Genomic DNA, 12,574 nt, shown 5'->3' with positions numbered 1-12,574 from the left:
TCCAGCGGTTCGCGCGATAGAACAAACCTTCTTGTTTCAAGGGGCGTTATGCAAGCGCATGGAGTTAGCAATACTGGGCGGTACTGGTGACATCGGTGAGGGACTCGCGATGCGGTTTGCCTCGGACACGGACCACGCGATTACGATCGGCTCGCGGGACGCTGCAAAAGCCACCGAGCGAGCGAGCGCGTACGAAGAACGACTGTCCGATCACGGCGTCGAGACTGGAATCAACGGGACAGACAACAGTAGCGCCGCGGCCGGTGCAGACGTGGTTATCCTGGCTATTCCGCCACACCACGTCGGCGATACGGTTGAAGCACTGACTGCGGATGACGTGCTCTCGGACCAACTGCTCATCAGCCCTGCCGTCGGGATGAACGGCGACGGGGATGGGCTCCACTACCGACCGCCGTCGACGGGAAGCGTAACTGAGTTTGTCGCGGAGCGGGCCCCTGAATCGGTTCCAGTGGCCGGCGCGTTCCATAACCTCGCCGCGGACCGGCTAGCGGATCTGGAGGCCACGCTCGATGTGGATACGCTAGTGGTCGCGGACGACCCGGCGGTCAGTGAACGAGTCGTGGCGCTAACCGATGACCTGGCGGGCGTCCGACCGATCCCTGCTGGGCCGCTTTCGAACGCCGCGGAAGTCGAGAGTCTGACGCCGCTGCTCATCAACATCGCTCGATACAACGAGGATATGCACGATGTCGGTGTGAGCTTTACGTAGACGCCGGCCGCGCTTCCGTCCGCCGCCGCGGTTCGATAGTATCGTAGCGAGATCGGCGACGTCCTCGCGTTTGCCTGTATCTGTAAACAGTCGCAACCAGGTCGGGAATTATCTCATCGCGCGTTGTCGATTTCGTCGATCGCGTCGGGGTTTTCGATACTCGAGAGGTCCCCCAGTGCTGCCCCCTCGTAGACGTTCTGAACGATTCGCCGGACAATCTTTCCCGACTGGGTCTTCGGGAACGCGTCGACGAAGTGGAGTTCACGCGGTCGGAACGGCTTGCCGAGCGCAGTCCCGACCTGCGTCCGCAACGTCTCGCGAAGCTCGTCTGATTCCTCGTACCCCTCGTTGAGGATGACGTATGTGACAACCGCGGTCCCCTTCGTTTCGTCGTCCGCACCGATGGCAACAGCGGCGTTGACCGCATCGTGTTCGATGAGTGCACTCTCGACCTCGGCCGGGCCGACCTTCCGGCCGGCGACGTTGAGCACGTCGTCCGAACGACCGTGCAGGAACCAGAAACCGTCCTCGTCTTTCTGGGCCCAGTCGCCGTGGTCCCACATATCGCCGAACCGCGACCAGTACTCTTCGAGGTACCGCTCGTCACCGCTCCACAGCGACTTTGTCATCGACGGCGCTGACGACTGACAGACCAGATACCCCTTCTCGTTGGCTTCGGCGACGGATTCCCCCTGTGCATCGACGACGTCGATGTCCATGCCGAGCGCCGGGCCGCCGAGCGTCCCCGGCTTCAGCGAATGCAGCGGCGTCGGCTGGAGGAAACAGCCGAAAATCTCCGTTCCCCCGGAGATGTTCATAATCGGTGTCGTCCCGCCGCCGACGTTCTCAAGGAACCACTCCCAGGAGTCCGGGTCCCACGGCTCACCGGTCGAACCCAGCAGGCGCAGCGTCGAGAGGTCGTGTCCCTCCAGCCACTCGTCGCCGTGTTTCTGTAGCGCACGGATTGCTGTCGGTGAAATTCCGAACACCGACAGATTGTGGGTGTCGATCAGCTCCCAGAACCGGTCCGGGTCTGGATAGTCGGGTGCCCCCTCGTACAGGAAGACGGTTCCACCGTGGGCGTGATTGCCGATTAGCGTCCACGGCCCCATCATCCAGCCGATGTCCGAGACCCAGAAAAAGCGGTCTGCGGGCTTGTGGTCGAACGAAAAGAAGATCTCCTTCGCCGGCTGGACGAGCCCGCCAGCGTGCGTGTGGACGATACCCTTGGGTTTGCCCGTTGTCCCGGACGAGTACAGCAGCATCGACTCGTGATCGGCGGGAAGGGACTGGGTCTCGTAGTCGGCAGACTGGGAACCGACTGCATCCGCCCACCATTCGTCACGAGCGGGGTCCCACGAGAGGGTTGATTCCCGAGAACCTAGCCGATTGTAGACGATTGTGTGCTCGACGTGACCGGCCGCTTCGATAGCCTCGTCTGCGGCCGACTTCAGGTCGATTTCGCTTCCCCGGCGGTAGAAACCATCACCGGTGAACAGGACTGAACACTCGGCGTCTTCGATGCGGGTTGCTGTCGCGTCGACCCCGAAGCCGGAGAAGATAGGGACGGCAATCGCACCCACTTTGAAACAGCCGTACAGCAGTGGGACGATCTCCGGGACCATCGGCATGTACAGCCCGACGGTGTCGCCGGTTCCGACACCGCGCTCTTCGAGTGCATTGGCGACTTGATTGGCCTGCTGGTGGAGTTCGTGATAGGTGACCTCACGGACGGTCCCGTCCTCGCCTTCCCAGATTGTCGCGACGGTATTTCGGTTCTCTGAGTCGGGGGCCGCGTGACGGTCGACGACGTTGTGAGCGATATTGAGTTCTCCACCGACGTACCAGTCCGTGAACTGCGGACCGTCTGTGTCATCGCGGACTTGCTCGTACGCCTCGTAAAATTCCAGGTCGAGATAGTCGACTATCTCGTCCCAGAACCAGTCAAGTCCGGACGCCGGCTCACCGTCGATATCGGTGACCGTCCGTCTGTGGAGTTCTTCGAAGGTCTCGATGCCGTGCGCTTGCATGAACGCGTAGACGTTGCTCTGGGTGACGAACGCCTCGCTCGGTTCGTACCGTACCTCCTCGAGTGCTGTGAGTGAGTCTGACATTGGATTCAAGTGGCTGTGACAGTGTCCGGAAGCTGTGCAGTCGCTGCAGTCGAGCTACCGTCTAGTTGAGCTACCCCGTCTTGTAGACGCCGCGTGCGTCCGCGACCTGTGTGCCGTCTTCAGCGTACACGTCAACACTGACGACACCAACGTCTCCCCCGTGGCGAACCACGTCCGCCTCCGCTCGGAGGTCACCTGTCCCGGCTTCGAGGTAGTCGATACGCATGTCGATGGTCGGCACCGGCTGGTCGACGAGGGACACGAGCGCGGCCCCGCCAACGGTGTCTGCGAGCGTGAATGTAACGCCGCCATGGGCCATTATCTGGTCTTCGTTCCACGACAGTTCTTCGCGCATTTCGATATGGCCTTCGGCGTACCCGTTGTCGACTGTGGTTATTTCGATATCGAGCAGGTCGGCAAACGGCATGTTCTCGAAGAACGCTTCGATGTCCATACTCATCTATTCGGTTCTTCACCTGGGGAAATAAGTATTGGTGTTCACAGGGGGCCGGACCACACGGGCGGCATCAAGGGAGTCCCCTGGCGCTCGTAGTGTCTCAGTCCCTTTGGCCCGGACTTCGTCTGGCGTCTCGCCGGTCACAGACACGATGTCCCAGTTCTCACCTGACCTTCGGCTGCACCTCTTCACCCAGCCGCCGGATACACTCGGCCATCTCCTGCGTTCCGGTTCCCGGGTGGTACGTCCGGAAGATGAAGTGAATGTCGTCGCCCAGCGCCTCGCGGTACGTTTCGAGTTCCGCCGTGACTTGCTCGGGCGTCCCGAAGATAGCCTGTTCTTTGAGTTCCTGTTTGCGGTCTTCGTCCAGTTCCGCAACCGTCTCGCCGGAGAATATCTCCTCGTACCGGCGCTGGATGTAGAGGTAGCCGTCGCGCATCCGCTCCCACGCGTCCTCGCGGGAGTCGCCGACGAACCCATGCTGCAGGACATATACCTGAAAGTCGCCCTCGATATCCTCGTCGTCGCGGACGTTACGGATGTCCTCAACACGCTTGCGGACGCCACCGACTGACAGTGACGACGGGGCACACCATGCGTCGGCGGTTCGGGCGGCCCGCCGGACGGCAGGCCGCGACGCGCCACCGAGCATGAGCGGGACGTCGTGGGCAGGCTTCGGTGTCACAGTGACGTCCGACGAGATGTCGTGGAACTCCGGGTCGTAGTTAAGCGGCCCGTCAGACCAGGCCCCGCGAAGTGTGTTGACCGTATCGACTAGCCGCTCGGCCCGTTCGTCGTCAGGAATCCCGAAAGCGTCAAACTCGGAGACGTTGGAGCCAATCGCCAGCCCGAGCGTCGTGCGGCCACCGGATATCTGGTCCACCGTTGCGATATCCTCGGCGAGCCGGATCGAATCGTACAGCGGCGCGAGTGCGATGCAGGACCCGATTTCGATGTCGTCGGTGACTGCGGCTAACGCCCCAAGCGCCGGCGTGACGCCCGATAGATAGTCGTCGTCGAGGAAGTGATGCTCTGAGACCCAGGCGCTATCGAGGCCCGCGCTGTCGATCACTTCCCCCAGTTCGAGCATTTCGTCGTAAATCTCGCTGGTTTCGCGGTCGTCGTCCGGGCGCTGCTGACAGGTAAACAGGCCTGTTCCCAGTTGCATAAATCCCCGTTACGGCGCGACCGACTTAACGGTAGTGGCGCGCCGGCACCCAAACAGTGCGTGAGACCGGCCGCGATACCTGCCAGTCAGTAGTCGATCCGAGTGATCTCCGACACGGGCCACTCACTGAGGATTTCGACGCCGTTCTCACGGACGACGACCATCTCCTCTACGCGGACGCCCTGCCGCTCCGCGGGCTGCATCGTCTCGACAGCCATCGTCATGCCCTCCTCGATTTCAATCGGGTGGTCCGGCGAGAGCCCGCGCCAGATGAGCGGCGTCTCGTAGAGCTGTAGCCCCAGCCCATGGGCCCAGTGGTTGGTCGTCATCTGCCAGAACTCGTCGGCGTCGTACCAGTCCATGTGCTCCCCCTCTCTGTCGGGGAAGCCCTTGCAGATCTCGTCGGTCGTGGCCCCCGGCTCGATTCGTTCGAGGACGTCGTAGAGGTCGTCACGCGCCTTTTCGTAGGCGTCTTTCTGTGCCTGCGTCGGTTCGCCCATGCTGAACGTTCGGTAGTAACAGGAGCGGTAGCCCAGGTAGCCGATGTTGTAGAAATCCGCGTAGACGAGGTCGTTCGGCCGGATCATTCGGTCGGTCGTGTTCGCCTGGTGTTTCGGCCAGGTGTTCGGACCAGCGGTCACGTAGCCACCCTGGGCCATCGCGCCGTGGCCCCAGAGTTCGCCGACTGCGTCGCCCCAGACTTCCGATTCCCGCTTGCCCGGTTTTGCACTCTCCGTAATCTTCTGGAAACCCGCTTCACAGATGGCAGCGACCTGTCGCAGACACTCGACCTCGTCGCGGGTTTTGGTCTTCCGCGCGTCGAGCATGATGTCGGTCGCTGCACTGGTGTCGACATCGACGCCGCGGTCCTCGAACTTCTGGATGAGCGTCCCGTTCCCCACGTCGATACCCATCGGCTCCCGGTCGACACCGTACTCCTCCATGGCCGTGTACACCGTCTCGGCCATCTTGTCTTTGAGCCAGTCACGCGCGGAGGCGCTGCCTGACGCCCGGGGAACGTTGCCGAGTCCGGGACAGGCATACCGGATGTCGTCGAGCCAGGGACAGTTGAACCGCTGGTTCGATGCGTGGTCCGCAGTGTCCCAGTGGACTACGTCGCCGTCTTCGGTCAGGAGCGTGTAGTGATCTGCCCCGCTCCCACCGGTCATCGCCAGCCCAGTGACGTACCGGACATTCGGGTCATTGATAAGCAGCATCGACCCCAGTTCGGAGTCCTGCAGTCGGTCGAGGGCTCGCTCTTTGCGCTCGCGTCGCATCCGCTGGACGTCGATCCGCTCTTCCCAGTCGACGGCCATGGTGCCACGCGTTCCTTCCATGAAGTCGCGCTCGTACATCACCTGTGCGTACACGGAGGTCCCTAATCAAACACCGGGTTCACCCTGATACAATGAGGCAAACACGCTCGCAGCCACTCCTGTTCGGAAGCACGCACACAGCCGGCGGGCCAGTGTCAGAGCGATTCGAGCCCGTTCTCTTCCCGGAGCGTGTTGATGTAGGACCGGAACCCGGATTCGAGGTCGTACTCGACCTCGTAGCCGAGATCGTTCTGCGCAGCGGTCATATCGAGATTCTGCGTCCAGGGGAGTTCGCCCTCGTCGGAGACATCGAGGTCGGCGTCCGGGACGATTTCCCGGACAGCGTTGGCGGCTTCACGGATAGTCGCGAGGACGCCGCGGACGTTGTAGATACGCTGGCTGAGGTTGTCCTCGTCAACGAACGTCGCTTTCCGGAACGCCTGCGCGATATCGCGGGCGTGTTGCCAGTCGATCACCTGGTCACCGTACTCGACGCTGAACGGTTCGCCGAGTGCCGGTTTTTCGATGATGTTTGCGAGGAACGCCGACCCACCGGTTTCGCGGTAGGGGCCGTACGCGACTGTCGGACGAAGCCCAACGTGGTCAACGCCGTAGTCCTCGTGGTAGACACGGGCCTGATGTTCGTTGTACTCCTTGGTCGCGCCGTAGAGCGTGTCAGGATAGACGAGTTCGCTCTCGTCAACGTACTCGGCGGCGTAGTTGTGTGGCGGCGCGTACACTGCAGCGCTGGAGGCCCAGGTGACACGCTCTATCTGGTCGTCGAGGGTGCGTGCGGCCTCGAAGACGTTGTTCGTCCCTTTGATGTTGACATCGAGGCCAGCCCGCGGGTTGTCCCGTGCTGTGTTCGTCAGCAGTGCCGCAAGGTGAACGATGTGTGTCGTCCCCGTCTCCTTCACCGCCCGGATCACGTCCGTCGCCTCCGAGACGTCACCGCGTCGGATGGTCACGTCGTCGGCGACACCCAACTTCGAGAGGATGTGGTCGTCCGTCGAGAGGTCGTAGGCGACGACGTCGTGGCCGTGTTCGATGAGGTCCTCGACCACATACGAGCCGAGGAAGCCGGTTCCACCAGTGACAAGCACCGTCGTATCTGTCATTGTTATATCAGTGTGTGTTCCGTGGTTGATTTATATTCTTTGCTAACCCGTGTCTGGGACGTCATTCGTGGAGCCCGCCGACTTCCTTGTAGAACGACGACTGGAGGGACTCGACCATCTCTTCGTCCCGGTCGATGCGGACGTCGATGACGAACGGGACATCGGCGCTGGTTCCTTCAGCGAGTGCATCCCCGAGTTCAGCAGGCGTCGCGGCTCGCGTCGCTTCAGCGCCGAACGCCTCGGCTGCCTTCACGAAGTCGGTATCGTGGAACTCGACGCCAGCGATGTCGCCCGCCTCGTGTTGCATCTGACGGACCATCCCCAGGCTGGTGTCGTTGAGGACGACGAACGTGGGCGCGACGCCGTTCTCGACGGCTGTCTCCACACTCGTCATCGTCATGGTGAAGCCACCGTCGCCGGCGACGGCGATGACATCTTTTTCCGTCGTGATGGCGGCGGACACCGCGGCCGGCGTTGCCCATCCCATCGCGCCGACGCCACCGCTGCCGTAGTAGGTCCCGGTGTCCGGTGTCTGGAGGTAGTTCAGCAACCAGAATCGGTTGTTGCCCGAGTCGGCGGTCACGATGGTCTCCGAATCAACCACTGCCTCGATCTCCTTGACTGCCCGCTGTGGCTTGATTGGCGACGCGTCCGACTCGCATCTGGGGGCGTAAAACGACTCCTGCGCCGCGGCCGCACGGTCGCGCGCCCAGTCGTTTCCAGCGCTCTCGGGGAGGTTTGCCGCCAGGTCGTCGAGGCTCTGTGCGGCGTCACCGATGAGTGCGACATCCGCGGGGTAGACCCAGCCAGCGTTGCGTGTGTCGATGTCAGCGTGGATGATTGTCTGCTCGTCGGGTCGGATGAACTCCGGTGACTGCCAGTTCGTGTCCATCGGGTTCATCCGACAGCCCACGACGAGGAGGACGTCTGCCTCGCTGACAACCTGATTTGCGCCCTCGTGCCCGAAGGAGCCGATAACGCCCGCAGCCAGGTCGTGGGTTTCGGGGAACGTCGACTTGCCGAGATAGGAGGTAGTGACGACGGCATCAGTAGCCTCAGCGACAGTTTCGAGCTGGTCGTAGGCGTCGGCCGCGTGAACGCCGTTGCCGGCGATGATGACCGGTCGGTCAGCTTCGCTCAGGGCTGTTATCGCTGTCTGGACGTCCTCGCGGGCCGGTCGCGATTCCCAGTTTTGCACCTGATCGTGGCCGTCCCAGACCGGCGGAATCGGGTCCTTGGGCATCTCCTCGGTGACGGCGTCGCCGTCGAGGATTATCGCAGTCGGTCCGGGCCGGCCGGCAGTCGCGTGTTTGAACGCGAGCTGGAGGCTCCGTACCGTCTCCGTCGGTGAGCGCGGGAACCAGTTTTCCTTGGTGTAGGCATCGAGCGCGGACGGCAGGTCCAGTCCGCCGTAGTCACCGCGAGCCTGCTGGTACGGCGCGAGCGTCGAATAGTCGCCACGCTCGCTCGCCTCGGTAATGACGACCATTGGGGAGGAAGCGAGCTTTCCCTCCATCTGGCCGATCGCGCCGAGGCTCCCGATCCAGGGGCCCTGCCCCGCGAGGACCCCGGGATTGCCGGTGAGGCGCCCGTGCATCTCGGCCATGACGCTGGCTTCGCGCTCGTCGCGCGGTCGAACCATCTCGACGTCGGCATCCGGTACGTGATCGAGAATCTCGATGGCACGACCGCCGGGATATCCGAAGACGTACTCGACGCCTTGTTCGTCCAGTTCTTCGACAAGGCGCTTTCCTGTTTCAGTCATGGGTAGTGAATTTGGGAGTCATTATCGATTGTCGCGTTACGTCCCACTGTGGGTGACTCCCAAGATATAGAGTTTGGGGTCAACGTTGCACCAATCCCGGTTGCACGGACGTACTATTCGGGGCCCTGCGAAACTAGATGTCCTGCCGCGGTGTTCAAGTAATTCGACCAAGCCATAGTACCAATTTCTAGCAGACTCGGTCCTTTGACCGCTCGGATTCCTCGTTATAGCTCCCGAAAACTGTTCTAATAGTTAGAACAGAATAAATTCCAGTGAAGAATATATAGATTCATATATCTACAGAAGTGATAGATTATCCGAATAGTCGGTAAAGCCCCTCTAAGTTCGACTTCACCTACTGAGTAAGACACCTGAACCTTGGAGCATCGGATACTACGGTTGGGGGATTACAGCGTTACTGTTGTAACAGCGTTTGTCACACGATTTCCGCATACTGTTACACTCATATAGCTGTAACAGAACTGCTGTGCAGGCTCGTTTGTCATTGTCCTCATATCTTTGTTATTTCCCTCGACGAATAACTCTTGCTTGGAGCGGAACTATCGGTTCTTCGATGCTGTAGAGGCAGTAGCTGTTCTGAGGAGTCCGTAGCAGCTGGGGACTTATTCACCGAACTACAGACGGGGATTCAGTGGGCGTGGCTGTCTGTTTGTTCGAATAATTCGAACCACTACGCTCTACGATTGATTTATATACCAGAAACCTCCGGATAGCTGTCTGTCCGAGCGGAGAGTGACGACGGATCGACGAATCTGAGACTGCATTCCGGTACCGGACTGCGCGTTCGGTATAGCTATAGTAGCCATTGAAAACCAATGTACACCTGATCGAACGACGGCAGTGTGATCAGTGTGTACATCGGTTCAATTGTTACTATAGTCCAGTGCTGGTGCTCGATTGGACGCTCGAACCAGAACTCTCGCATCGGATACCCGTACCTATGTGGGCCAGAAGTGCGCTGTAACGGTTATAGGGCACGTCGAGCGCGCTGTCGCCGACACCGTTCGTATGTTTCGAACGAGTATCGGCACTGGCGCGGCACGCACAAGACAACGTGGACAATACAGGCACGTCAGGTGAGAGCCTTTTGCGTATCGGTGTGTTCGAGATCGGATCGGACTCGTCCCTCTCAGGGCCCGTTTCGTCTCTGAGCAGAACCGCTACGGTTCATAATAACGTTTATCACGAAAGATGGTGTCATGGGTAGTGTTGCGATGCACGATACAGTCAGCCGTCGAACTGTCATGAAGAGCATTGGTGCCGCAGGCGCTGTCGGACTTGCAGGCTGTTCGGCAGATGGTGGTGATGGTGGCAGCGAGAACACCATCAGCATGGGTATCCTAATGGGAGTCACAGGTGGTCTGTCCGAAGTGGGTCCCGCGATTCGGGACGCAGCAGAACTAGCCGTAAAACAGGTCCGAGACGCGGACAACGGGTTCGCAGTCGATACGCAGTTTGAGAATACGGAGACCAAGCCCAGTCGGGGTGTGAGTGGCGCGGAAGCCCTCGTGAACGGTGGCTACCCGATGATTTGCGGGGGGTTGGCGTCATCGGTGACACTGCAGGTCGCGGAGAACGTCGCAATCCCGAATCAGACGGTGATGTGCTCACCATCGGCGACGTCGCCGGACGTCACATCACTGGAGGATAACGACTTCGTGTACCGGACGCCGCCGACCGATAAGTTGCAAGGATCACTGCTGGCACAGATAGCGGCCGAACGGCTTGAGAAGGAGAGCGCAGCTATCCTCTTTCTCAACAACGCGTACGGGAACGGCCTGTCGAACGGATTCACGAAGACGTTCGAGGGGGAGTACGGCGGTGAGGTCCTGAATCAGGTCTCGTACTCGGCGGGTCGGTCCTCGTACACCTCCCAGTTGCAGAACGTGCTTGACGGTGACCCGGAGACGCTCGTGATTATCGGCTATCCGGAGAGTGGGAACAAGATCTTCCGGAACTTCTACGAGAACTTCGACAGAGCGGACATGGATATCCTGGTGCCGGACGGGCTCAGGGCCGATGACTTGCCCGGGAATGTGGGCCACGACATGACAAACGTCCGCGGGACCAATCCGTCCTCGGCCGGACCGGGAATCGAGTACTTCAGGTCTGCATACGAAGACGAGTACGACTCTGCACCGGGACCGTTCAATCAGCAGTCGTTCGATGCTGCGGCGGTTCTGCTGCTGGCACGCGCGGCAGCCGGTGAAGATGCTGGGACCGCAATCCGCGATCAAATGCGGGCAGTCACAGAACCAGGCGGCGAAACAGTCGGACCCGAAAACCTTGGAGAGGGTGTTTCGCTGGCGGCCGACGGGAACGAAATCAATTATCAGGGCGTCTCGGGCCCGGTTGAGTTCGACGAGAACGGGGACCTGGCCAGCGCCGTGTACAACTACTTCAGGTACACGGAGGACGGCACAGAGAATATCGAACAGGTGGAGGTGTAACCGAAATACTGCTGGGCTTTCTCCTCTAACTGCAATTGCCCCTCAGTATGACAGTCGAAGTGGATTTTGTACCATTGCCGTGGCTCAGATAGAACCTAGTCATCATACTGTCTGGCAAAGTTGAAGGGACGGCACCTGTCGTACAACCGAAAGACTATAATCAAATACCGTTATACTCATGAACTGATGTCTCAGTACGCAGCACGCGTCGAAGAGATGGATATCAGCGGCATCCGAGAAGTCTTCGAGGCGGCAGGCGAAGACGCAATAAACCTGGGTCTCGGTCAGCCTGATTTCCCAACTCCAGAACACGCCCGGGAGGCAGCGACGAGTGCGATTCAGGATGGGATGGGCGACTCATACACGTCCAACAAGGGCATTCCAGAACTCAGAGACGCCATCAGTGAACGCTACGCCACCGACAACGGACAGGACATACCGCCCGAAAACATCATCGCCACTGCCGGCGCAAGCGAGGCGATTCACGTCGCCATCGAAGCCCACGTCCAGCCAGGTGACGAAGTGCTCTGCCCCGACCCCGGGTTTCTGGCCTACGAACAACTGGTGCTACTCGCCGGCGGCGAACCGAAGCGGGTCGAACTCAGAGATGACCTGACCCTCGACCCCGCTGCTGTGGAGGACGCCATTACGGACAACACGTCACTGTTTATCGTTAACAGTCCTGCGAACCCGACCGGTGCGGTGCAATCGAAGCGGGATATGGCGGAGTTCGCGCGGCTAGCGGATGAGCACGAAGTCATTTGCCTCTCCGACGAGGTCTACGAGAAGATCGTCTTCGACGGTGAACACCACTCACCGGCGGAGTTCGCTAGCTCCGATAGGGTCATTCAGGCCAGCGCGTGCTCGAAAACGTACTCGATGACGGGGTGGCGGCTCGGGTGGGTGGCGGCCAGTTCGGAGCGGATCGAACGGATGCTCCGGGTGCACCAGTACGTGCAGGCGTGTGCCAGCGCTCCATCGCAGTACGCTGCTGAAGCGGCGCTTACCGGCCCACAGGAACCGGTGCGAGAGATGGTGTCGGCCTTCGAAGAGCGTCGAAACGTACTTCTCGATGGGTTGGAGGATATCGGCCTCGACACACCAGTGCCGAAGGGAGCGTTCTACGCGATGCCCCACGTCCCGGACGGATGGACCCAGAAGATGCTGGACAACGACGTCATCGTGGTTCCTGGCGAGGCATTCGGGCCGAGCGGTGAGGGACAGGCGCGGATCTCGTATGCTACGAGCACAGCTGAACTGAAAGAGGCGCTGGAAGTGATGGGAACGGTCACGGATTCTCTGTAGCGCGCCAGCAGGGACTCGCGACTGACTTCGCCTTCCGGCAATCGGTTTCATATTTCTCGTCGTGGACATAGATACATATGCGATTCAAGGAAGCACTGCCGAAGTCGGGAGCGTATGCGCCCGCGGTTGT

Annotated in this window: 9 protein-coding genes; 3 read left to right on the top strand and 6 right to left on the bottom strand. The window is 60.4% G+C overall.

The window, feature by feature from the left end; translation table 11 throughout:
- Positions 1 to 58 precede the first annotated feature (58 nt).
- Positions 59 to 730, top strand: coding sequence for an NADPH-dependent F420 reductase (gene npdG / locus VI340_RS18035; protein ID WP_336358887.1), 672 nt, complete (start codon positions 59 to 61; stop codon positions 728 to 730).
- Positions 731 to 843: 113 nt separating this feature from the next.
- On the opposite strand, the gene VI340_RS18030 is transcribed toward npdG, so the two are convergent.
- The 6 genes from VI340_RS18030 to VI340_RS18005 form a co-directional block, all read right to left on the bottom strand.
- On the bottom strand, positions 844 to 2,844 hold the full coding sequence (locus VI340_RS18030; protein WP_336358886.1) for an AMP-binding protein: 2,001 nt from the start codon (positions 2,842 to 2,844) through the stop codon (positions 844 to 846).
- Between the two features lie 70 nt (positions 2,845 to 2,914).
- On the bottom strand, positions 2,915 to 3,298 hold the full coding sequence (locus tag VI340_RS18025; protein ID WP_008308422.1) for a PaaI family thioesterase: 384 nt from the start codon (positions 3,296 to 3,298) through the stop codon (positions 2,915 to 2,917).
- Positions 3,299 to 3,464: 166 nt separating this feature from the next.
- A complete protein-coding gene (locus VI340_RS18020) occupies positions 3,465 to 4,469 on the bottom strand; it encodes an LLM class flavin-dependent oxidoreductase (protein ID WP_336358885.1) in 1,005 nt (334 codons plus the stop codon).
- A gap of 86 nt (positions 4,470 to 4,555) precedes the next feature.
- Positions 4,556 to 5,824, bottom strand: coding sequence for a M24 family metallopeptidase (locus tag VI340_RS18015; protein ID WP_008308427.1), 1,269 nt, complete (start codon positions 5,822 to 5,824; stop codon positions 4,556 to 4,558).
- A gap of 116 nt (positions 5,825 to 5,940) precedes the next feature.
- On the bottom strand, positions 5,941 to 6,903 hold the full coding sequence (locus VI340_RS18010) for an NAD-dependent epimerase/dehydratase family protein (RefSeq protein ID WP_336358884.1): 963 nt from the start codon (positions 6,901 to 6,903) through the stop codon (positions 5,941 to 5,943).
- A gap of 61 nt (positions 6,904 to 6,964) precedes the next feature.
- A complete protein-coding gene (locus VI340_RS18005; RefSeq protein WP_008308431.1) occupies positions 6,965 to 8,668 on the bottom strand; it encodes a thiamine pyrophosphate-binding protein in 1,704 nt (567 codons plus the stop codon).
- A 1,265-nt stretch (positions 8,669 to 9,933) separates the two neighbouring features.
- Between VI340_RS18005 and VI340_RS18000 the strand changes: the two genes are divergently transcribed.
- Together VI340_RS18000 and VI340_RS17995 are read left to right on the top strand one after the other, a co-directional pair.
- Positions 9,934 to 11,139, top strand: a complete 1,206-nt coding sequence (locus VI340_RS18000) for an ABC transporter substrate-binding protein (protein ID WP_008308434.1) — start codon at positions 9,934 to 9,936, stop codon at positions 11,137 to 11,139.
- 186 nt (positions 11,140 to 11,325) lie between these two features.
- Positions 11,326 to 12,444: a pyridoxal phosphate-dependent aminotransferase gene (locus tag VI340_RS17995; RefSeq protein WP_008308436.1), complete on the top strand. Its 1,119-nt coding sequence runs from the start codon at positions 11,326 to 11,328 to the stop codon at positions 12,442 to 12,444.
- Positions 12,445 to 12,574 lie beyond the last annotated feature (130 nt).

Source organism: Haloarcula sp. CGMCC 1.6347 (genome assembly GCF_037078395.1).
GTDB lineage: Archaea > Halobacteriota > Halobacteria > Halobacteriales > Haloarculaceae > Haloarcula > Haloarcula amylolytica.
This window is presented reverse-complemented; position numbering and strand designations above follow the sequence as displayed.